The organism is Gilvimarinus japonicus, assembly GCF_042847215.1.
Classification (GTDB): Bacteria; Pseudomonadota; Gammaproteobacteria; order Pseudomonadales; family Cellvibrionaceae; genus Gilvimarinus; species Gilvimarinus japonicus.
On the sequence record NZ_AP031500.1, the window covers coordinates 2,012,945 to 2,034,055 of the forward strand.

Annotated in this window: 19 protein-coding genes; 15 read left to right on the plus strand and 4 right to left on the minus strand. The window is 54.4% G+C overall.

All coding sequences use genetic code 11. The features are described from left to right. Nucleotides 1-92: 92 nt before the first annotated feature. From flhA to ACGHAD_RS08710, 14 genes are all read left to right on the plus strand, one after another. Nucleotides 93-2,228, plus strand: coding sequence for a flagellar biosynthesis protein FlhA (gene flhA, locus ACGHAD_RS08645; protein ID WP_382416638.1), 2,136 nt, complete (start codon nucleotides 93-95; stop codon nucleotides 2,226-2,228). Between the two features lie 20 nt (nucleotides 2,229-2,248). Beyond that, a complete protein-coding gene (gene flhF / locus ACGHAD_RS08650) occupies nucleotides 2,249-3,631 on the plus strand; it encodes a flagellar biosynthesis protein FlhF (RefSeq protein ID WP_382415664.1) in 1,383 nt (460 codons plus the stop codon). A gap of 89 nt (nucleotides 3,632-3,720) precedes the next feature. After that, nucleotides 3,721-4,548 carry a MinD/ParA family protein gene (locus ACGHAD_RS08655; RefSeq protein ID WP_339615314.1) on the plus strand — a complete coding sequence of 276 codons (828 nt, stop codon included), beginning with the start codon at nucleotides 3,721-3,723 and terminating at the stop codon, nucleotides 4,546-4,548. 27 nt (nucleotides 4,549-4,575) lie between these two features. Continuing rightward, nucleotides 4,576-5,295 carry an RNA polymerase sigma factor FliA gene (locus ACGHAD_RS08660; protein WP_382416636.1) on the plus strand — a complete coding sequence of 240 codons (720 nt, stop codon included), beginning with the start codon at nucleotides 4,576-4,578 and terminating at the stop codon, nucleotides 5,293-5,295. Nucleotides 5,296-5,434: 139 nt separating this feature from the next. Next, a complete protein-coding gene (gene cheY, locus ACGHAD_RS08665) occupies nucleotides 5,435-5,818 on the plus strand; it encodes a chemotaxis response regulator CheY (protein ID WP_339615312.1) in 384 nt (127 codons plus the stop codon). Nucleotides 5,819-5,855: 37 nt separating this feature from the next. After that, the gene (locus ACGHAD_RS08670; RefSeq protein WP_339615311.1) at nucleotides 5,856-6,650 is read left to right on the plus strand and encodes a protein phosphatase CheZ; all 795 of its coding nucleotides are present in this window, start codon (nucleotides 5,856-5,858) and stop codon (nucleotides 6,648-6,650) included. Nucleotides 6,651-6,661: 11 nt separating this feature from the next. Continuing rightward, nucleotides 6,662-8,908: a chemotaxis protein CheA gene (locus tag ACGHAD_RS08675; protein WP_382415662.1), complete on the plus strand. Its 2,247-nt coding sequence runs from the start codon at nucleotides 6,662-6,664 to the stop codon at nucleotides 8,906-8,908. A 64-nt stretch (nucleotides 8,909-8,972) separates the two neighbouring features. Continuing rightward, the gene (locus ACGHAD_RS08680) at nucleotides 8,973-10,055 is read left to right on the plus strand and encodes a chemotaxis response regulator protein-glutamate methylesterase (RefSeq protein WP_382415660.1); all 1,083 of its coding nucleotides are present in this window, start codon (nucleotides 8,973-8,975) and stop codon (nucleotides 10,053-10,055) included. After that, entirely contained in the window at nucleotides 10,055-10,795 is a 741-nt protein-coding gene (locus ACGHAD_RS08685) for a flagellar motor protein (RefSeq protein ID WP_382415658.1), read from the plus strand. The genes ACGHAD_RS08680 and ACGHAD_RS08685 overlap by 1 nt, the downstream gene beginning before the upstream one ends. A gap of 11 nt (nucleotides 10,796-10,806) precedes the next feature. Further along, the gene (gene motD / locus ACGHAD_RS08690; protein ID WP_382415656.1) at nucleotides 10,807-11,679 is read left to right on the plus strand and encodes a flagellar motor protein MotD; all 873 of its coding nucleotides are present in this window, start codon (nucleotides 10,807-10,809) and stop codon (nucleotides 11,677-11,679) included. A gap of 100 nt (nucleotides 11,680-11,779) precedes the next feature. Further along, a complete protein-coding gene (locus ACGHAD_RS08695) occupies nucleotides 11,780-12,634 on the plus strand; it encodes a ParA family protein (protein WP_382415654.1) in 855 nt (284 codons plus the stop codon). Next, a complete protein-coding gene (locus ACGHAD_RS08700) occupies nucleotides 12,631-13,491 on the plus strand; it encodes a chemotaxis protein CheW (protein ID WP_382415652.1) in 861 nt (286 codons plus the stop codon). Before ACGHAD_RS08695 ends, ACGHAD_RS08700 begins: the two co-directional genes overlap by 4 nt. A gap of 198 nt (nucleotides 13,492-13,689) precedes the next feature. Next, nucleotides 13,690-14,175, plus strand: a complete 486-nt coding sequence (locus ACGHAD_RS08705) for a chemotaxis protein CheW (protein WP_339615304.1) — start codon at nucleotides 13,690-13,692, stop codon at nucleotides 14,173-14,175. A gap of 28 nt (nucleotides 14,176-14,203) precedes the next feature. Then, the gene (locus ACGHAD_RS08710) at nucleotides 14,204-14,593 is read left to right on the plus strand and encodes a DUF2802 domain-containing protein (RefSeq protein WP_382415650.1); all 390 of its coding nucleotides are present in this window, start codon (nucleotides 14,204-14,206) and stop codon (nucleotides 14,591-14,593) included. Between the two features lie 79 nt (nucleotides 14,594-14,672). Here ACGHAD_RS08710 and ACGHAD_RS08715 read toward each other — a convergent pair whose 3' ends face one another. From ACGHAD_RS08715 to ACGHAD_RS08730, 4 genes are read right to left on the minus strand one after another with little or no spacing between them, the layout of a single operon-like run. Then, on the minus strand, nucleotides 14,673-15,440 hold the full coding sequence (locus ACGHAD_RS08715) for a YciK family oxidoreductase (protein ID WP_382415648.1): 768 nt from the start codon (nucleotides 15,438-15,440) through the stop codon (nucleotides 14,673-14,675). After that, nucleotides 15,437-16,144 (minus strand): HAD family hydrolase, encoded by a 708-nt coding sequence (locus tag ACGHAD_RS08720; RefSeq protein ID WP_382415646.1) that lies wholly within the window; start codon nucleotides 16,142-16,144, stop codon nucleotides 15,437-15,439. Before ACGHAD_RS08720 ends, ACGHAD_RS08715 begins: the two co-directional genes overlap by 4 nt. Before the next feature lie 20 nt (nucleotides 16,145-16,164). Then, complete coding sequence (gene ubiG / locus ACGHAD_RS08725) at nucleotides 16,165-16,914, minus strand: bifunctional 2-polyprenyl-6-hydroxyphenol methylase/3-demethylubiquinol 3-O-methyltransferase UbiG (RefSeq protein WP_382415644.1); 750 nt, start codon at nucleotides 16,912-16,914, stop codon at nucleotides 16,165-16,167. Nucleotides 16,915-16,928: 14 nt separating this feature from the next. Further along, nucleotides 16,929-18,266 (minus strand): TRZ/ATZ family hydrolase, encoded by a 1,338-nt coding sequence (locus ACGHAD_RS08730; RefSeq protein ID WP_382415642.1) that lies wholly within the window; start codon nucleotides 18,264-18,266, stop codon nucleotides 16,929-16,931. A 252-nt stretch (nucleotides 18,267-18,518) separates the two neighbouring features. On the opposite strand from ACGHAD_RS08730, the gene gyrA reads away from it, so the two are divergent. Beyond that, entirely contained in the window at nucleotides 18,519-21,107 is a 2,589-nt protein-coding gene (gene gyrA, locus ACGHAD_RS08735) for a DNA gyrase subunit A (protein WP_339615298.1), read from the plus strand. Nucleotides 21,108-21,111: the final 4 nt, after the last annotated feature.

Consider the following 21,111-nt stretch of genomic DNA (forward strand, 5'->3'; position numbering starts at 1 on the left):
ACTTGGGGCGTCAAAAAACCGTACATATGGCCATATCACTCGGACAGTTTAATAAAGAGAACGGCAAAAACGCGTTGCTGCAACTGCAGGGGATGGGCCAAGGCAATATTGGCATTCCGGTGTTGTTGATCATGCTGTTGGGCATGATGATTCTGCCAGTGCCGGCGTTTATGCTGGATGCCTTCTTTTCCTTTAATATCGCTCTGTCCATCGTTGTTCTGTTGGTTGGTATTTACGCCATGCGGCCGCTGGATTTTGCCGCGTTCCCCACTATCTTATTGGTCGCCACCTTGATGCGCTTGGCGCTCAATGTTGCCTCTACTCGCGTCGTCTTGCTCAATGGGCACGAGGGTGGCGATGCCGCTGGTAAAGTTATTCAAGCCTTTGGTGAGGTGGTCATTGGCGGTAATTACGCGGTAGGTCTGGTGGTGTTTTTGATCTTAATGATCATTAACTTTGTCGTGGTGACCAAAGGGGCTGGCCGTATTTCTGAGGTAAGCGCCCGATTTACGTTGGATGCCATGCCGGGCAAGCAAATGGCGATTGACGCCGACTTAAATGCTGGCCTGATTGATCAGGAAGAGGCGCGCCGGCGCCGGGAAGATGTCGCCAGTGAGGCAGACTTTTACGGCGCAATGGATGGCGCCAGTAAGTTTGTGCGCGGCGATGCTATTGCGGGTATTTTGATTCTGGCGATTAACATTATCGGCGGTATCGGTATCGGCATGGTGCAGCATAGCCTTGAGTTTTCCGATGCGCTGGAAAAATACGTACTGTTAACCATCGGTGACGGCTTGGTTGCGCAAATCCCCTCGCTGTTGTTGTCGACTGCGACGGCTATCTTGGTAACCCGGGTCAATAGCGCGCAGGATATGCGCACGCAAGTGCTGACCCAAATGTTTGACTCTCCCAAAGCCTTGCTGATCGCGGCTGGGATTTTGTTCATTATGGGGGCGATTCCCGGCATGCCCCATGTCGCCTTTTTAGGGCTCGCTATTATCTGTGGCGCGCTGGCGTACTTTATTCACTGGCGCAAAGGTCAGCCTGAAGCGCTGGATGATGACTATATCCCCAAAAATCAAAATCGCCGCGCAACCAGTGCGCCAACCTCGGGCGGCCAAGCTCAAATCGCCGAGCCCGCCACGGCCTTGCCGCCAGGCGAGCAAGCGGTGGAGCTTAACTGGGACGATGTGCAACCGGTGGATATTATCGGCCTAGAGGTAGGCTATCGCTTGATTCCCATGGTCGATAAAAGTCAAGGCGGGGCGCTGCTGGGGCGTATTAAAGGGGTACGCAAAAAACTGTCGCAAGATATGGGCTTTTTAGTTCCCACGGTTCATATCCGTGACAACTTGGAGCTGGTGCCCAATGGTTATCGTCTGACGTTGATGGGCGTAACGGCGGCGGAAGCCGAGGTGCATCCGGATCGCGAACTGGCCATTAACCCCGGTCAAGTGTTTGGCGAGCTGGAGGGCATTAAAACGCAGGACCCAGCTTTTGGGTTGGATGCGGTGTGGATCGCCAGCTCGCAAAAAGAGCAAGCGCAAACTCTGGGTTATACAGTGGTGGACGCGAGCACCGTGGTCGCAACGCACCTGAATCAAATATTGCAGCAGCATGTGCACGAGCTGCTGGGGCATGAAGACGTACAAAAGTTGCTGGATATGCTGGCTAAGTCATCGCCCAAATTAGTCGAAGAGTTGGTGCCCAATACCTTAAGCCTGAACACCCTGCTTAAGGTGCTGCAAAACTTACTGCGCGAGAAAGTTGCCATTCGCGATCTGCGCTCAATCGCCGAAGCTTTGGCGGCGCATCCCAATAAGAGTCAAGATCCCGCCGCTTTAACCGCTGCGGCGCGTGCCGCGCTGGGTCGCCAAATTGTCCAAAACATCGTAGGGACGGCGCCTAGCGTGCCGGTTATCACCTTAAGCCCCGAGCTGGAACAGTTATTGCTGAATACCGTAGTACAAGCTCAAAAAGCTGGCGCTGATGACGGCGCGTATGTAGAGCCCGCACTGGCGGAAAAACTACAGCGCTCTTTACTGGAGGCGTCACAGAAGCAAGAAGCGGCCGGTAAGCCGGCGGTGCTATTAGTCGCAGCTCCTCTGCGTCCGATGCTCTCGCGCTTTTGTCGCCACAGCTTGCCAGACATGCCGGTACTGGCTTACACAGAAATACCGGATAACAAACAAATTACGATCGAAGCGTCGGTTACGGCTGATCGCTAAGTGCGGGAAGAGGGTAAAACATGCAGGTAAAACGTTTTGTTGCGACAGATATGCGGCGCGCCCTTGAGTTGGTGCGTCAAGAGCTGGGCTCAGACGCTGTTATTTTATCGAGCCGTCGGGTGCGCGAAGGGGTCGAGATCTTAACCAGCGCCGCGAACACTCCCGTTACCAACGCGGCGCCTGCGGTCTCTGCGCCGGCCGCGCCGCCAGCTGCGGCAACCGAGGCCGCCGTGTTCGCAGGCGTCGGTGGCAACAAATCAGCGCTAAGCGCCCGCGAGATTCACGACGAAATCGCGCTTGCCAGCCGCCAGCGAATGGCCCGGCAACAGGCGGAGGCATCGGCTGACGAATTCTTGGGGAGTAATCAAGTGATCAACGCCGGTATTGCCCGGCGAAACGCGGCCCAGACAGAGCCGCAAAATGCGGCACCGGCGCGAGTACAAACCGCAGCCGAGCGCTACGGCTTGCTTGACGACGTTGCCCCCAGCAGCACTAACACCAGCAAAAATAGTGATGAGATTGGCCAGCTGCACGAGGAAATTGCGCAAATGCGTGAGCTGTTAGAAGAACAGCTTAGCCGTCTTGGTGCGCCCCCCTCTGGCCCCAACAGTGGTCAAGTGGCGAGTTTAATCCGCCGCTTTGAACGTATGGGTTTTGCGCCCAATGTCTGCGAGCCACTGTTAAAGCAACCGTTTAAAAGCCGAGTGTTGGCAAAAGCTTGGCCCGAGGCCATGGCGCGAATGGCGAAAGCGGTACCTGTAATCGATCAGGATTTTACGGCGAACGGCGGCGTGTTTGCGCTGGTTGGCCCCACTGGTGCAGGTAAAACGACCACTATCGCTAAACTTGCCGCACGTTACGTGCTTGAGCACGGTGCCGACAAGGTAGCATTGGTAACGACGGATACCTATCGCCTGGCGGGGCACGATCAACTGCGCTCGCTGGCAGCGATTTTACAGGTGCCTGTCAGAGTGGTTGATGACAATAATTCACTGTCGAGCGTGCTGCGATCGTTGCGTCGTTGCGATCTGGTACTGATCGATACCCCTGGGCTGCGCCACGGCGCACCGGAGTTAAAACAACAGATGGCGCAATTGGCTGGTATTGCCAAAATTCAGAGTTTGTTAGTGCTGCCGGCCAACAGCCAGGCGCAAATGCTGCAAGCCTCTCGTCACGCGTACAGTGCGGCCGGCTTGAATGGCTGTATTCTGACTAAGTTGGACGAGACTGCCAGCTTGGGCGAGGCGATGAGCTGCGCCATTGGGTCAAACCTGCCAATCGCCTATACTACTAATGGGCAGGATATTCCCGCCGATATCGCACCGGCGCGAGGCCATCAATTGGTAGCGACAGCGGTACAGTTGGCGCAACTCAGTCAACACAGCGCCCAAGCGCGCGGCTAGCGGCGCAGGGCGATCGGTGGTGCCGATAAGCCTCAGCAGATAACGAGTGCGTGTTATGCGCGCAATTAGTACATAAAGAGACCAATAACATGAGCCAAAGTCGCCCAGTTCAAGTAATCGCGGTGAGTGGTGGTAAAGGCGGTGTCGGAAAAAGCAATATCTCGGTAAACCTTAGTATCGCGTTAGCACAGATGCGGCGCCGGGTAGTGCTAATGGATGCCGACTTGGGCCTGGCGAACGTCGATGTACTTTTAGGTATTACCCCCAATTTCACACTGGCGGATGTCCTCGCAGGTACCCACAGCCTTCAAGAGGTGCTGGTTACCGGCCCCAGTGGCGTCAAAATTGTACCGGCGGCCTCTGGCGTGCAGCGTATGGCACATTTAAGCGAGGCAGAACACGCCGGCTTAATTACCGCGTTTAGCGAGCTGAGCAACCAAATTGATGTGCTAGTTATCGATACGGCGGCGGGCATCTCTGACTCGGTGGTGAGCTTTGCGCGGGCGGCCAATGAGGTTTTAGTGGTCGTGTGTGATGAGCCATCGTCAATCACCGATGCTTACGCCTTAATCAAACTGCTTAACAAAGAGTACGATGTACAGCGTTTTCGAGTGGTGGCCAATATGACTCGCACCGCCGCTGAGGGGCAGCAGCTGTTTAATAAACTAAGCGGTGTCTGTGAACGCTTTTTAGATGTTGCGCTACAGTATGTAGGGCAGGTGCCGTTTGACGAGTCTGTACGCAAGGCCGTGCAGCGTCAGCAGGCGGTACTGGAATACGCGCCTCACTCAAAAGTGGCGCAAGCCATGCGGGTGCTGGCCGAGCGGGTCGACAACTGGCCGTTACCCGCTGGGCCAAGTGGGCGATTAGAGTTTTTTGTCGAGCGGTTGTTGCAGGTAACAGCCCCGGAGTATTGATCCATGAACGCGGCAAACGGGTTATCTATGTACACGGAGACAAAAGAGCAGAGCACTGAGATTCGGGTAGAGGATTACGCCGATCTCGTCAAGCGAATCGCCTATCATATGATGGCGAGAATGCCTGCCAGTGTACAGCTTGATGATTTGGTTCAGGCTGGCATGATTGGACTACTGGAGGCCTCGCAAAAATACGATGGTAGCAAAGGCGCAAGCTTTGAGACTTACGCGGGTATTCGTATTCGCGGCGCAATCGTCGATGAGATGCGCCGCGGCGACTGGGCTCCACGCTCAGTTCACCGCAACAGCCGCCGGGTAGCCGAGGCGATTAGCCGGGTAGAGGGGCGCGAAGGGCGCGACGCCGAAGATGCCGAAGTGGCCGCCGAACTCGAGATCGAGCTCGATGAGTACTACAGTATTCTCAATGACACCAACGCCAGCCGCTTATTTAGCTACGAAGAGACGTTTGATGACGACGCGAGCGCGGTCGATATCGCCACAACCAGTGAATTTGCCAATCCCCAAGAAACTTTTACCTCATCCAGCCTAAAGCAATCGCTCGCGCAGGCGATAACCCTATTGCCGGAGCGAGAAAAGATGGTGCTGGCCCTGTATTATGATCAGGAGCTGAACCTTAAAGAGATTGGTCAAATTTTAGGCGTTAGTGAGTCTCGGGTTAGCCAGATACACTCTCAGGCGGCTGCGCGACTGCGAGCAAGGTTGTCAGATTGGAGTAGAACTGATTGACCAATGGAGAAATTCCCAGTAATTTCTCGGCTCGCTGGCAATTAGCGTTACCGTTTGTTGTAAGAGCATCGGTGCACTGCCGGTGATACCATCGAATATTGAGTTAAATAAACTCCCGGGCGGGTAGACGGAGGACGCATTGGATAAAAACATGAAGATTCTCATTGTCGATGACTTTTCGACAATGCGACGGATCATTAAAAACCTGTTGCGCGATTTAGGTTTCGCCAATACCCACGAGGCAGATGACGGTGTTACCGCGCTGCCAATGCTAAAAGGTGGTGGGTTTGATTTTTTGATTACCGACTGGAATATGCCGGGCATGAGCGGTATTGAACTGCTGCGCGCTGTGCGTGGCGATGAAAAACTTGGCTCTTTACCGGTGCTTATGGTAACCGCCGAGGCCAAGCGCGATCAGATCGTTGAGGCCGCTCAAGCGGGTGTAAATGGCTATGTGGTGAAACCTTTTACGGCTGCGGCCTTGAAAGAAAAGATCGAAAAAATCTTCGAACGTGTCGGTTAAACTCCGCTCGTTACGTTGTAAACAATAAGGCACAGCGATGACTTCTGATATACAAGAAAAGGACAATGAATTTTTTGTCAAAGAGATCAAAGAAAGTGCCGGCCTGTTGGTTGAAAAATTACAAGGCAATGATTTTGACGAGGCTTCTCGGCTAATTGAGTCCATTACAGAGTCTCGCAATAAACATTTGTATCAGTCCGTCGGTCGTTTGACGCGCGGTTTGCATAACGCCATCGTAAACTTCAACGTTGAAGGCGACCTTGATGGCGAGCCCCCCTCGATTGAAACCTCCGAAATCCGCGATGCCTCCGATCGATTGAAGTACGTAATTGAGCTGACGCAAAAGGCGGCCGACAAAACCATGGACATGGTAGAAGAGGCCGCTCCTATTGCCATGAACCTTGGGCAAGAGGCGAAGTCGCTGCGTACCGAGTGGGTTCGTCTAAAAGACGGTGACATGAGCGCTGAGGAGTTTCGCTCGCTCTATTCGCGGATGGATGATTTTCTTGGTCAGATGGATTCCGGCACTGAGTTGTTGGGGCGTAACCTACAAGAAATTATTTTGGAACAGGGCTTTCAGGATTTAACCGGCCAGGTGCTAAAGCGCGTAATGGCATTAATATCTGAGGTCGAGCAAGACTTGGTAAGTCTGGTGCGAATTGCGGGCCAGGTAGAAGAGATTACAGGTTTGCAAGTGGATGCCGATAACGAGGGTAGAGCGCGTGTTACTGATCGTGCTAACGGTGAAGGTCCACAGATAGATACCAGTAAAAACGATGTGGTTTCCAGTCAAGATGATGTGGATGACTTGCTTTCCAGTCTCGGCTTTTGAGGGTTTCGTAAATGGGGTTTAGTGAAGACGAAGAAATTCTCCAGGACTTTTTAGTAGAGGCGGGAGAAATACTTGAAAACCTCTCTGAACAATTGGTTCAGCTCGAGCGTCAGCCCGATGACGCCGACCTTCTTAATGCTATTTTTCGCGGCTTTCATACGGTAAAAGGTGGCGCTGGCTTTTTACAGCTAACCGAAATGGTTGAGTGCTGTCACGTTACTGAAAACCTATTTGATATTTTAAGAAACGGTAAGCGCACCGTGACCCCCGAGCTGATGGACGTGGTGCTTGAGGCGCTTGACGTTATTAACCAGCAGTTCGATCACGTCTCGCAAGGTCAGCCGCTAAACGCGCCGGCCCCAGAGTTGATTGCTACCTTAGAGCGACTGGTGGCCTGTGAAGATCTGCGCGAGCCAGCCCCGGCAACCGCAGAGCCAGAACCCCCTGCCGTAAGCGCCTCCAGTAAAATTCGCGCCAGCAATGATATTACCGACGACGAGTTTGAAACCTTGTTGGATGCCTTAAGTGGAGATTCAGCGGGCGCGGCGGCTGGCGATAGTGGTGAAAGTACGACCCAAACGTCTTCCTCGGCAAGCGACGATATGAGTGAAGATGAGTTTGACGCGCTGCTGGATCAATTACACGGTAAAGGGCAGGGCCCAGGCGTTGCCGCCCCGGCACCGACGAGTGCAACCTCAAACGATAACAATATCAGCGACGACGAGTTTGAGGCGTTGCTTGACGAGCTGCACGGCAAAGGCAAAGCGCCCACGGTTGCGGCCTCAGCGGCCGCATCCGCCACAGCCGCTGGTGATGAAATTTCAGATGATGAGTTTGAGGATCTACTCGATCAGCTGCACGGCAAAGGCAAAGCGCCTAGTGTTGCTGGCGCCAGTTCAGGGCAATCGCCCGCGGCGGCGCCTGCCGAGGTGGGCGCCAGTGATAAGCCCGAGCAAGCGCCCCCTGAACAACCGCCAGTAGCCAAGGCAGCGCCTGCGGCAAAGCCCACTGGGGCCGGCGCAGCGGTCAAACCGCAAGCCGCGCCGGCGTTACAAGCGCAAGACGCTAACGCCAAAAGTGCGGCCCAAGGTGAAACGACGGTGCGGGTGGATACGCAGCGGCTGGATGAAATTATGAATATGGTGGGCGAGCTAGTGCTCGTTCGCAATCGCCTTGTTCGTCTTGGTGACAGCGCCCAGAATGAACCGTTAAGTAAAGCCGTTGCCAACTTGGATGTGGTGACGGCCGACCTACAGTCATCGGTGATGAAAACCCGGATGCAACCCATTAAGAAAGTGTTTGGGCGGTTTCCTCGGGTGGTGCGTGACTTAGCCCGCAGCCTGAAAAAAGACATTACCTTAGAAATGGTGGGTGAAGAGACCGACCTAGATAAGAATTTAGTAGAAGCATTGGCCGACCCGCTGGTTCACTTGGTGCGTAACTCGGTCGATCACGGCATTGAGTTGCCTGAGGTGCGCGAAGCGAATGGCAAGCCCCGTCAAGGCCGTGTGGTGTTGGCCGCCGAGCAAGAGGGCGATCATATATTGCTGTCGATTACCGACGATGGCGGCGGGATGGACCCGGATAAGCTGCGCCAAATTGCCGTCAACAAAGGGCTATTTGACGAAGATGCCGTGCAAAGGCTGACGGACGCGGAGGCGTTTGATTTAATTTTTGCGCCGGGTTTCTCAACTAAAGTAGAGATCTCGGACGTGTCTGGTCGCGGTGTCGGCATGGACGTGGTAAAGACTAAAATCAACCAGCTGAATGGCTCAATCGAAATTCAATCGACGATGGGCAAGGGCACTCGCATCAATATTAAGGTGCCGTTAACGCTCGCCATTATGCCGACCTTGATGATCATGCTGGAGAACCAAACCTTCGCCTTACCCTTGGTCAGTGTGAATGAAATTTTTCACATGAACTTGCGAAAATCCCATGTGGTCGACGGTCAAGAGTGCGTTGCCGTGCGCGATCAAGCGATCCCTATTTTTTACCTTAAGAACTGGTTGGTTCGTGGCGCCAGGGTTGATGCGCGCTCAATGGACGAAGGTCATGTCGTTATTGTGACTGTTGGCACCCGCCGCGTCGGCTTTGTCGTCGATCAGCTTATTGGCCAGGAAGAAGTCGTGATCAAACCTTTGGGGCAAATGCTGCAAGGGACGCCTGGGATGGCCGGTGCCACTATTACCGGCGACGGCACGATTGCGCTTATACTTGATGTGCCAAGCTTACTTGCGCATTACTCAAACTCGTAACGGCTGAGCTAAAAAGCCAGCCTTACTCGCGTTTTTTGAGCGCCTAATTTAATGGAGTAACAGCATGCCCGTACGGGTGTTAATTGTAGACGACTCGCAGTTCTTTCAATCTCGCCTCAAAGACATTATTAGTCAGCACCCCCGGCTTGAAGTGGTTGGTGTCGCAAGCAATGGCCAGCAGGGCGTTGAGTTGGCGCGCTCACTAAAACCAGATGTCATCACCATGGACTTTGAGATGCCGGTGATGGATGGCGTTACCGCTGTGCGAACCATTATGGCCGAACGGCCACTTCCTATTTTAATGTTTTCGTCGCTTACCTACGAGGGTGCGCGTATTACCTTGGACGCACTAGCGGCCGGGGCTGTGGATTTTATACCCAAGGACTTTGCCGAGGTATCGCGCAATTCGGTTGTTTTAAAACAAAAGTTGCACGAGCGTTTACTTACTCTGGCCGGCGGCGCAGCGAGTGGTGCTCCCGCAAGTAGCGCGCGTAGGCCCCCCGAGCCGGCAAAGCCGCAAGATATTGATTTTACCCGTCAGCCGACACCGGCTGAACTGAAGCCCCGGCCACGTAAAAGTTATGCAAAACCCAGTTTAGTCGTTATCGGTGCCTCTACCGGTGGTCCGGTAGCGCTGACCGAAGTGTTGTCTAGCTTACCGGCAAACTTTAGCGTTCCTGTGTTGTTGGTGCAGCACATGCCCGAGAACTTTACCCGAGCGTTTGCCGAGCGCCTCAATAAGCAGTGTGCTTTGGAGGTTCGCGAAGCCGTCGATGGCGATCTTATTAAGCCCGGGTTGGCGCTGTTGGCCCCCGGCGGAAAACAAATGATGATTGACCGGCGCGGCGTGGTGAAAATTTTACCCGACGACGAGCGAGTTAATTACAAACCGAGTCTAGACATTACCTTCGGTGCCGCCGCTAATGCCTACTCAGATCGGGTGTTGGGTGTGGTGTTAACCGGCATGGGCTCCGATGGCTGTAAAGGCGCCGGCCTGCTAAAGCAGCGCGGCGCACAAATTTGGGCGCAAGATAAAGACAGTTGTGTGATTTACGGTATGCCCATGGCGGTTGCCCGTGAAAACTTAACCGATCGTGTGTTGAGTTTAAAAGATATTGGCCCGGCGTTGGCTGCCGAGGTGCGCTGATGGATATCTTAAGCATACTCGGGGTACTCATTGGGTTTGCGGCGATTATTGGCGGTAATTTTATCGAGGGCGGTACTTTATCGTCGCTGGCAAATTTTCCGGCAGCGTTTATAGTGCTTGGCGGTACCGCCGGCGCCGCGATGTTGCAAACCCCTAAAGCCTGTTTAGTGCGCTCTTTGCGGATGATCCGCTGGGTGTTTCGACCGCCGCATTTTGATTATCAAAAGGGTATCGAAAAAATTACCGCTTGGTCGGTCACCGCCCGTAAAGAGGGCCTGCTGGGGCTCGAGAAACTTGCCGATGACGAAACCGATCCGGTTGCGCAAAAAGCGTTAACCTTACTGGTCGATGGTAATGAACCAGATACTATTCGGCGCGTCATGGAAGGAGATTTAATTCTCTCTGAGCAAAACCATTTAGACGCCGTTAAGTTTTACGAGAGTATGGGTGGCTATGCGCCAACGATCGGCATTCTCGGTGCGGTTATGGGGTTGATACATGTTATGCGCAATTTGGCCGACCCCGAACAGCTTGGCCCCGGTATTGCGGTCGCGTTTGTGGCCACAATTTACGGGGTGGCATTAGCCAATTTATTTTTACTCCCTATCGCTAATAAGTTGCGTATGTGCGTCGATCGTGAAATACGCTACGGCGAAATGTTTATCGAAGGGGTTCTCGGCATCGCCAACGGTGAAAACCCGCGAGCGATAGAGGTGCGGTTAAGTGGTTATGTCGATTAATAGGTTGTGTTATGCCTAGGCGTCGATCTCGGGAATTGAGCGTTAATCACGAGCGCTGGCTGGTGAGTTATGCGGATTTTATTACACTTTTATTTGCTTTTTTTGTGGTGATGTACTCGATCTCGCAAGTTAATGAAAGCAAATATCGAGTCTTGTCCTCGACCCTGACCGACGCTTTTGATTCGCGGTCACACGCGAAGCGAGCAGATGGCAAGTTCGAGGGCGAAGCCCTGGTGCCACCAATACCTTCGAGCCCTGTTGGCGATCACAAGGGCAACCTTGATTTACTTGAACAAGCGTTTAAAGCGGAGTTTGCCGGCTTGATTGACGATCAGCTGATGCAGGTGTCGAGTAACGAGATGTGGCTGCAAGTAGAGCTGCGGGACAGTATTTTATTTTCATCCGGTAGCGCCGAGGTAAGTGATACCGCCCGCGAGATTTTTACCCGGGTCGCTGAGATTATTGCCGATGTCGATAATCCGGTTCAGATCGAAGGTTTTACCGATAATGTACCGATTCAAACCAGCCGCTACCCAAGCAACTGGGAGTTGTCCTCGGCGCGAGCGGCGGCGATTGTTAAGTGGCTTATTGATGCCGGTGTCGGGCCGAGTCGGTTAGCGGCAGTGGGTTATGGTAAGTATCAGCCAGTGGCCTCTAATGATAGCGCCGATGGTCGGGCACAAAACCGACGGGTGGCGATTATGATTGCCCGCGATCACCGAGTGCGCCCCCAAGCGGCGGCGCCCGAAGCGTCGGCTGGGGCGCAAACTACGGCGACTCGTTCCAGCGCCGGCAGTGCCGATATTAAACCGGTAGAACTGAACGGCGGCGAGCTACTTTACAGTAGCGATCCAGACTTACCCCGGACGAACGGTACGCCTTAATCTGATCTAACCCAGGGCGAGGCACGATACTTGCTCAAGGTTTGCTAATCAGAGCCGATTAACACTAGATTGACGCTATCGCTGTACTTGAGAGGATTTTGTGAAAATCTGGACCGTAGCAAACCAGAAAGGTGGTGTGGGTAAAACGACTACCAGTGTCGCGCTTGGCGGTTTAGCCGCCGAGCACGGGCGCGTATTGCTATTGGACCTCGACCCTCACGGTTCCTTGACCAGCTATTTCCGTCAAGATCCCGACACCCTGACCCGCAGTGCGTATACGTTATTTTCGGATCGTCAGCGTTTAAGTGAGCCCCAAGGCGGTGGCCGACGTTTTGTAAAATCCCTGATTTACGCGACCGACTACCCCAACCTTGAGGTTTTACCGGCGGCAACAGGTTTGGCAACCCTCGAGCGGCGATCCCTCGGGCCCGATGGTTTGGGGTTGGTCGTTAAACGAGCGCTGGCCTTGCTGGCTGACGATTACGACTTAGTGATTATCGATACGCCGCCACTGTTGGGCGTTTTAATGGTCAACGCACTCGCCGCGTGTGACGAGTTGCTTATTCCAGTGCAAACCGAGTTTCTCGCTCTTAAAGGCTTAGAGCGTATGGTTAATACGTTAAATATGATGGCAAAATCCAGCCGCCAAGGGCTTAATTACACCATAGTGCCGGCACTGTTTGATCGCAGAACCCAGGCCTCGGTAAGCACCATGCGGACGATTCGTTACGATTACCCCGAGCGCACGTGGCCGGGTAAGATCCCTGTGGATACCAAGTTTCGCGATGCCAGCAAAGCCGGGGTGCCGCCGAACTTATACGAGCCGCAAAGTCGCGGGGTCGAGGCGTATCGCTCGCTCTACAAGTGGTTGCGTCAGCGCGAGGTCACGCCCTCGACACAAGCGGCAGGCAGCGTAACCGCTGCAAAAGCGCCGGCAAGCAGAGGTGTACTATGACCGCGGGTGGCAATGATTTGTTACAGGGCTACATTGATGAGTTGCTGCGTGACGCGCCTGCACCAGCCCCCGGCTTAGAGGTAAAGCCTCAAGCCGCTACAGAGGAGTTGCGTTCACCCCCGACACCAGTCGCACCGCTGTTGGATGACGACGACCGCCGCGAGCAATTACAACAGCTGCTGTACAGCGCGCGCGCCTCGGTAACGCAGCATATGACGCCAGAGCCTGACACCGCGCCTGCGCCAACCGCTTTAAAAGAAACGCCCGCGCCAATCGCTACGCCGGATGTAGCGCCTTTGCCCCGCGCCACGCCCACCGCCGAGGTGGCCGTCAGTGAAACACCGGCGGCAGAACCCCAGGCGGTATTGGATGAAGCGCTGCAGTGGCATAAAAACGGTCGTCCGGGCTGGGCTCAGGAGCCCTTTGAAGTGCTCTTATTTACGGTCAGTGGTCTAACCTTGGCCGTGCCGCTTATCGCATTGGGGCAAATTCAACCGCTGACCGATGAGCTTACGCCGCTATTTGGCCAGGCTGATTGGTTTATGGGACTACAGCCCACCAGCTCGGGCAAAGTACGCACGGTGAATACCGCAAAATTTGTCATGCCTGAGCGCTACGATCCAAGTTTTGTTGAATCCGCCCAGTATGTGGTGTCCATTAACGGTGTGCCGTGGGGGCTAGCGGTGGATCGGGTAGAGCAACCCATGCGGCTCGCCCCGGACGACGTAAAGTGGCGTAGCTCTCGCTCCAAGCGGCCCTGGCTGGCCGGAACCGTTAAAGAGCATATGTGCGCACTGATCGATATACCGATGATGGGCAAACTTTTGACCGACGCCGATCGCAATAGCCGTAAATAGACGGTTTTACCCGCCTGGCTGTGCCAGAGTGTAGTAAACTTGGGTTAAGGGCGGGTTATCGCCTAGACTGAAGAAATTGGCAGCGCGGCCGATAGCGTCATAGTAAAGACTACTGTTAATAGGTAAAGGGTTTAACCGGTGCCGCTTAAGCGGGGCCACATTGAACAAGCGCCTAATATTCTTGTGCGAGGAGCAACCATGGCGAACAATGCCAATCAACAAAAAAACTCAGACGATGCGGTATTGCAATGGGTCACCTTTCGCCTAGACGGTGAAACCTATGGCATTAACGTTATGCAGGTTCAAGAGGTGCTGCGCTACTCAGAGATCGCCCCCGTGCCTGGCGCCCCCGCTTACGTTTTGGGGATTATTAACTTACGCGGCAATGTGGTGACGGTGATTGATACCCGCCACCGGTTTGCCTTGCCCGCCGGTGAGGTGACGGACAATACGCGCATCGTGATTATCGAGACCGACAGCCACGTTATTGGTATCTTGGTAGACAGTGTTGCCGAGGTGGTTTATTTGCGCGAGTCCGAAATCGAGATGGCCCCCAACGTTGGCAATGAAGAGAGCGCTAAGTTTATTCAGGGTGTTTGTCACAAAAACGATGAACTGCTGATTTTGATTGAGCTGAATAAGCTGCTCACCAATGAAGAGTGGGCCGAACTCGACGATATTTAAAGCAGTGCTGGGGTAGGGATGTAAAACTATGGGGGCGTTTGCCGGTGTCGCAACTGAGACCTTAATAGCCGCTGCTGTTGTTTTTGGCGTGGCGGTGTTCGCACTTTTATTGGCTTTTACGGCTTTGGTTAAAGTAAAGCGTGCACAGCAACAAAGCCAGCAGGCTCTGCAAAAGTTTGAACGCGAGTTGGCGCTACTGCAAAGTGGTGCCGTGGGTATGGGGCAGCGAATTCTGGCTATGGAATCGCAGAAAAACACCCAGATCGACACCGCAAGTGGTGACACTCGCCTTAAGCCTTACTCCGAGGCAACACATTTGTTATCGCTGGGCGTGGATCGTGACGAGGTCGCTAATCGCTGCGGCTTGTCGCGCGCCGAGGCATCATTGCTGGATGCCTTGCGCAGCAAACCGCAGTAAATAATTCGTCACGCCGGCTTTACTTTCCTATCGTATTTTCTTTTGGCAGACATTACCGCGATAACCTTGCGGGGCAACGCTACTGAGCGTTAAAACATTGCCCGGTTATATCGCGGCTGTCCTGTCCCATCAAATACAAATAGAGCGGCATATGATCCTCGGGGGTTTTAAGCTCGTTAGGATTTTCGGCCGGATAGGCAACGGCGCGCATGGCGGTGCGGGTGGCGCCTGGGTTGATGCTATTAGCGCGAATGCCGGTTACCCCTTCGAGCTCGTCGGCCAGCGTTTGCATAATGTTTTCTTGTGCCGCTTTACTGGCGGCGTAAGCGCCCCAGTAGGCACGACCTTGGCGACCAACGCTGGAGCCGGTAAAGACAATGGCAGCGTGCTCGGGTTTTTCTAATAGTGGCAACAGGGCTTGGGTCATCATGAACGGGGCGTTGACGTTTACCTGCATTAAGCGTTTCCAGGTGTCGGCGGTATAGTCGCGGATGGTGGTCCGGTCGCCCAGCTCTGAGGCGTTGTGCAATATACCGTCGAGCTGGCCAAACTCTTCATTTAGCGTGTCGCACATATCGCGGTAATCTTTTTCCGTGGCGCCTTCAAGGTTCATCGGGTAAATAGCGGGCTGCTTGTGACCGGCGGCCTCGATAGCGTCGTAGACTTGTTCTAGCTTGCTCATGGTGCGGCCCAGTAAGATCACGGTGGCGCCATGGGCGGCAAACGTCATTGCCGCTGTGCGGCCAATGCCATCGCCGGCACCGGTCACCAAAATAATTTTATCGGCTAATAAATCGGATGATGGTTGGTAGCCATCTGGCAGGGTATTTATGTTGGGATGGTTCATGCAGGTTGCTCAGCTGTTTGTCGCGCTTGAATCAATCGCGCAATTAATGGCGCTAACTCAAGGCTGTGATTGACGAGGTAATCGGCTTGCCAGTTTTTGGGGTCGTCGCCTTCATCGATGTAGCCATAGCCGCAGCCGATGGTGATAGCACCGGCGTGCCGGCCGCAGTCGATGTCGCGAATGTGATCACCGAGATAAATAATTTGACTGGGCTCGCACTCAAAGTGGCGCGCTGCAAATAATAGCGATTCAGGGTCGGGCTTGCGATGGGTGATGTTGTCGGGGCAAATCACGACCTCGGGCGCCGGTTTTAAAGCGAGCTTATCGAGTAGTGCCTGGGTGTATAGCTCGGGCTTGTTGGTGGCGATGCCCCAGCCTAAACCGCAGCGCTTAATATCGTGTAGCAGTTCAATAATACCGCTAAACGGCTGGGTATAAACCGCGATATGTTGCATGTACAGCTCTAGCAAGCGGCTGCGTAGTGGCGCAAACTCAGGGTCGCTCTCGGTGACATTAAAACCTAGCTCTATCAGTGCACGCGCGCCGTTAGAGACGGTGCGACGAATGGCTTCATCAGTAAGCTCGGGGAGTTGATGCTCGCGGCGCAGCTGGTTGAGCACAACGATAAAATCGCCGGCGGTGTCCAGCAGTGTGCCGTCAAGATCAAAAACGACGGCACGGATTGGCAGAGGATTGGGGCTCACGGTGTCTCCTGATTTCAATATTAGGCAGTCTCGGGGGCTTTACGAGTGCGGGCAATGTAGTTGACATCGACGTCGTGGGGCGCCAGTGAGAACTGTTTGCTGAGCGGGTTGTAGCGAATGCCGGCGATATCTTCAAGCTGTAACCCTGCGCGCCGGGCATAGCTGGCAAGCTCAGAGGGGCGAATAAATTTTTTGTAATCGTGGGTGCCTTTGGGCAGTAAACCCAATACATATTCGGCCCCAACCACGGCTAAACCCCACGCTTTAGGCGTGCGGTTAATGGTCGAAAAGTAAACCGTACCACCGGGTTTTACCAACGCCGCGCAAGCGGCAATCACCGAAGCGGGGTCGGGGACATGCTCCAGCATTTCCAGGCAGGTGACAATGTCGTAGCGGCCTGGTTGCTGGGCCGCGAGCTGCTCGGCGGTGCTGTGCAGGTAATCTACCTGCAGGCCGCCTTGCTTAGCGTGCTCGCGGGCGACCCTCAGCGGTGCTTCGCCCATGTCGATACCGGTAACGCGCGCGCCGCGTTGGGCTAGCGCTTCGGCCAAAATACCACCGCCACAACCAACGTCTAATAGCTCGCGCTCGGCGACCGGAGAGTGTTGGTCGATATAGTTGGCGCGCAGCGGGTTCATGCCGTGTAGAGGCTGAAACTCCCCCTCTAAGTCCCACCATTTGTCGGCTAATTGCTCAAACTTGGCGATTTCAGCCGCATCGGTATTTGGCGTGGCTTGGGGCTGCTCGGTATTGTCATGGGGTTGAGTCATAAATTACTCCGGTCTCAGCTGGACGGATTTTGTTGCGCAATTTTTTGCGCCCAGTGACGAGCTTTAATGGCGATGTCTCGCTCGTTGAGTGTTTGCAGGTGACCCGACAGCATCAGTGCCTTGCCCGCCACCCACAGGTGCGATGCCTTTACGGCGCGATTGTTATAAACCAGCGTGGCCGCCACATCATAGATGGGCTGGGCGCACAGATCGTCCAACTCAAAAGCGACGATATCGGCGGCCTTGCCGGGCTCCAGCGAGCCGGTAATGTCGTCGATACCCATAGCCTGCGCGCCTTTTAGGGTTGCCATAGTGAGTGCTTGATGAGCGTCTAGCGCTGCGGCATCACCGGCGACTGCTTTGGCGAGCAGGGCGGCGGTGTGCAGCTCGCCTAACATAGATAAATCATTGTTGCTGGCGGCGCCGTCGGTGCCCAGAGCGACATTAACCCCGGCGGCGGTGAGCTTGGCCACCGGCGCAAAACCGCTGGCGAGCTTAAGGTTTGATTCTGGGCAGTGAATAACATGGCTGCCGGTGCTGCTGAGCGTGGCAATATCGCTGTTGTCAACTTGGGTCATATGCACGCACTGGGCAAGAGGTGATAGTACACCCAGCTCGCGCAAGCGCTCTAGGGGGCGCTTGCCGTGCTGCTCAATAGAGGTGGCGACTTCTTGCGCGGTTTCGTGCACATGGATATGAATAGGCGCCTGTAGTTCGTGTGCCAGCACGGCAATACGCTTGAGTGGCTCATCGCTCACAGTGTAAGGGGCGTGGGGGCCAAAAGCGATGCGAATCAAGTCGTCGGCGCGGTAGTCGTCGTGCAGTGCGAGACCTTTGTTGATGTAGTCATCTGGGCCATCGCCCCAATTGGTAGCAAAGTCCAATACCGGAAACGCGATCTGCGCGCGCATGTGGGCGCGGCGGGTCACTTGGGCGGTTTGTTCGGGGTAAAAGTACATGTCGGCAAAGCAGCTGGTGCCGGACTTGATCATCTCGGCGAGCGCCAGCTCGGTGCCATCGCGCACAAAATCGGCGTCGACTAAGCGCGCCTCGGCGGGCCAGATATGCTCATTCAGCCAAGTGTCTAACGGTTGGTCGTCGGCAAAGCCGCGCAGCAGGGACATTGCCGTGTGACCGTGGGTGTTGATCAGGCCGGGCATCAGGACGTGGCGATCTAAGGTGAGGGTTTGTTCGGCACGGTAGCGTTTCTCGGCTTCGGCAATAGGCAGTAAGGCTTCGATCTGCTGCCCATTGACGATAATGGCACAGTCCTCGTATACGCGTCCGGCGGGGACGATCGGAATGATCCAGCGGGCTTTGATCATTAATCGAACGGCTTGCTGGTTGGGCATGGAGGCTCCTCGACGATGGCAATATCCTGATGGGCCACTGCTTGGCCCGTCGCGGCGCAGTATAACTCAAACCCTGCAGGTGGCGTGAGGCCCACACTTATACCGATGGCAGCCTAGCACACCTATACGTCTGATTTTATGGTAATATTACGCCCTTTAAGTCCACGCGAGACGCACTTGCGGGGCATACGTGTGTCGCGGGCGCCAACCCGGCTCTGACAGCAGTCAACACAATAAGGAAAGCGTTAATCCATGGGCGATTTAGCGAAAGAAGTATTACCCGTCAGTATCGAAGATGAGCTCAAGCAGTCTTACCTCGACTACGCCATGAGTGTGATCGTTGGCCGAGCACTTCCCGATGCTCGGGATGGTTTAAAGCCTGTTCACCGGCGCGTACTGTTTGCCATGAGTGAGCTGAATAACGATTGGAACAAAGCGTACAAAAAATCGGCTCGTGTGGTCGGTGATGTGATTGGTAAATACCATCCCCATGGCGACTCCGCCGTGTACGATACGATTGTTCGTATGGCGCAGCCATTCTCGTTGCGCTATATGCTGGTAGACGGTCAAGGTAACTTCGGTTCGGTCGATGGCGATAACGCCGCGGCGATGCGTTATACCGAAATCCGCATGGCGAAAATCTCGCACGAGCTGCTGGCCGATCTCGACAAAGAGACCGTCGATTTTATCCCCAACTACGATGGCACCGAGCAAATCCCCGATGTTTTGCCGACCCGAGTGCCCAACTTACTGGTGAACGGCTCCTCTGGTATCGCCGTGGGCATGGCCACCAATATCCCGCCGCACAACCTCACCGAGGTGGTGAAAGGTTGTTTGGCACTGATCGATAATGAAGACATCACCATCGACGAGCTGATGGAGATTATTCCCGGGCCTGACTTTCCTACGGGCGCCATTATTAATGGTCGCGCCGGTATTTTACAGGCGTATCGCACCGGTCGCGGGCGTATTTACATTCGCGCCCGAGCCGAGGTCGAGGTTAATAACAAGACGGGCCGCGAAACCATTATTATTCGCGAAATTCCATACCAGCTTAACAAGGCGCGTCTGATCGAGCGTATTGCCGAGCTGGTAAAAGAGAAAAAGATCGAAGGCATCAGCGAGCTGCGCGACGAGTCGGACAAAGACGGTTTGCGTGTGGTAATCGAAGTTAAACGCAATGAGTCGGGCGAGGTGTTGCTTAACAACCTCTACTCTCAGACGCAGCTGCAGAACGTGTTTGGTATTAATATTGTCGCCTTGGTCGACGGACAACCTAAAATATTAAACCTCAAAGAATTACTTGAGGCGTTTGTTCGCCACCGCCGTGAGGTGGTCACCCGGCGTACGGTTTACTTGCTGCGCAAAGCGCGCGAGCGCGGGCACATTCTCGAGGGCTTAGCGGTTGCGATTGCCAATATCGACGAAGTGATTGAGATGATCAAAAGCTCTCCGTCACCGGCAGAGGCCAAAGAGGGGCTAATTGCCCGTGGTTGGGATGCCGCCGAGATGGCACCGTTTTTAGAGCGCGCCGGCGAAGACGCCTGTCGCCCTGAAGATCTGCCGGATACCTTTGGTTTGCGCGATGGCAAATATTATTTGTCGCCGGCGCAGGCACAGGCCATTTTGGAATTGCGTCTGCACCGTTTAACCGGCATGGAGCACGACAAGCTGCTGGCCGAGTACAACGAAAAACTGCTGCAAATTGCCGAGTACTTAGAAATTTTAGGTAACTTCACCCGGCTAATGGAAGTGATTCGTGAAGAGCTGGAACTTATTGTTAAAGACTACGGCGATGAGCGTCGCACCGAGATTATGGCGTCGACGCTCGATTTGACTGAAGAAGATTTGATTAACGAAGAGCAGCGCGTCGTGACGCTCTCCCACGGTGGTTACGCTAAGAGTCAGCCGCTGGCCGATTACCAAGCGCAAAAACGCGGTGGTATGGGCAAGTCAGCGACATCGGTTAAAGACGAAGACTTTGTTGAGCACCTACTTATTGCCAGCACCCATGACACCATCTTGTGTTTTACCAGTGTCGGTAAAGTGTATTGGTTAAAGGTGTATCAAATTCCTGTTGCGGGCCGGCAATCTCGGGGGCGCCCGGTGGTAAATTTAATGCCGCTTGAGGCAGGCGAACGGGTCACCTCGATCTTGCCGGTGAAAGAGTTTGATGCCGATCACTTCGTCTTTATGGCGACCGAAAAAGGCACCGTTAAAAAGACACCGCTGGATCAGTTCTCGCGTCCGCGCAGTGTCGGTTTACGGGCAATCGCTTTAGACGAGGGCGACAACTTAGTCTATACCGCCATCACCAACGGCGAGCGAGATATTATTTTGTTTGCCTCTAACGGTAAGGCGGCACGCTTTAACGAATCGGCGGTGCGCAGCATGGGCCGTATTAGTCGCGGGGTGCGCGGTATCCGCATGGCTGACGACCAATCGGTTATCGGTATGGTAGTGCCTGTCGAGCACGGTAAAGTGCTCACCGTCAGTGAAAACGGCTACGGTAAACGCACCGACGTCGAAGAGTTTCCGGCTAAAGGTCGCGGTGGTCAGGGTGTTATTGCGATGACTGCCAGCGAGCGTAACGGCGCGCTCGTAGGCGCCGTGCAGGTGCTTGATGGCGAAGAGCTAATGCTGATTTCAGATCAGGGCACTTTGGTGCGCACCCGCGTTGATGAGGTATCGGTACTGAGCCGTAACACTCAAGGCGTGCGTCTTATTAAGCTGCGCGACAATGAACATATGAGTGGCGTCGCGCGCATTGAAGAGCCAGAAGAGGATGACACTGACGTTGAAGGCGAAGCCGCGTCGGATGAACCGGCAGCTGAGGAATAAGGCG

Excerpts from the sequence above, each read along its gene's own strand:
- ACGHAD_RS08710 (WP_382415650.1), top strand. The coding sequence starts at position 14,204 with ATGGGGGCGTTTGCCGGTGTCGCAACTGAGACCTTAATAGCCGCTGCT.
- ACGHAD_RS08680 (WP_382415660.1), top strand. The coding sequence starts at position 8,973 with ATGCCCGTACGGGTGTTAATTGTAGACGACTCGCAGTTCTTTCAATCT.
- ACGHAD_RS08685 (WP_382415658.1), top strand. The coding sequence starts at position 10,055 with ATGGATATCTTAAGCATACTCGGGGTACTCATTGGGTTTGCGGCGATT.
- ACGHAD_RS08705 (WP_339615304.1), top strand. The coding sequence starts at position 13,690 with ATGGCGAACAATGCCAATCAACAAAAAAACTCAGACGATGCGGTATTG.
- ACGHAD_RS08730 (WP_382415642.1), bottom strand. The coding sequence starts at position 18,266 with ATGCCCAACCAGCAAGCCGTTCGATTAATGATCAAAGCCCGCTGGATC.
- flhA (WP_382416638.1), top strand. The coding sequence starts at position 93 with ATGGGCCAAGGCAATATTGGCATTCCGGTGTTGTTGATCATGCTGTTG.
- ACGHAD_RS08655 (WP_339615314.1), top strand. The coding sequence starts at position 3,721 with ATGAGCCAAAGTCGCCCAGTTCAAGTAATCGCGGTGAGTGGTGGTAAA.
- ACGHAD_RS08715 (WP_382415648.1), bottom strand. The coding sequence starts at position 15,440 with ATGAACCATCCCAACATAAATACCCTGCCAGATGGCTACCAACCATCA.
- ACGHAD_RS08700 (WP_382415652.1), top strand. The coding sequence starts at position 12,631 with ATGACCGCGGGTGGCAATGATTTGTTACAGGGCTACATTGATGAGTTG.
- ACGHAD_RS08670 (WP_339615311.1), top strand. The coding sequence starts at position 5,856 with ATGACTTCTGATATACAAGAAAAGGACAATGAATTTTTTGTCAAAGAG.
- ACGHAD_RS08675 (WP_382415662.1), top strand. The coding sequence starts at position 6,662 with ATGGGGTTTAGTGAAGACGAAGAAATTCTCCAGGACTTTTTAGTAGAG.
- motD (WP_382415656.1), top strand. The coding sequence starts at position 10,807 with ATGCCTAGGCGTCGATCTCGGGAATTGAGCGTTAATCACGAGCGCTGG.
- ACGHAD_RS08660 (WP_382416636.1), top strand. The coding sequence starts at position 4,576 with ATGTACACGGAGACAAAAGAGCAGAGCACTGAGATTCGGGTAGAGGAT.
- gyrA (WP_339615298.1), top strand. The coding sequence starts at position 18,519 with ATGGGCGATTTAGCGAAAGAAGTATTACCCGTCAGTATCGAAGATGAG.
- flhF (WP_382415664.1), top strand. The coding sequence starts at position 2,249 with ATGCAGGTAAAACGTTTTGTTGCGACAGATATGCGGCGCGCCCTTGAG.
- ubiG (WP_382415644.1), bottom strand. The coding sequence starts at position 16,914 with ATGACTCAACCCCATGACAATACCGAGCAGCCCCAAGCCACGCCAAAT.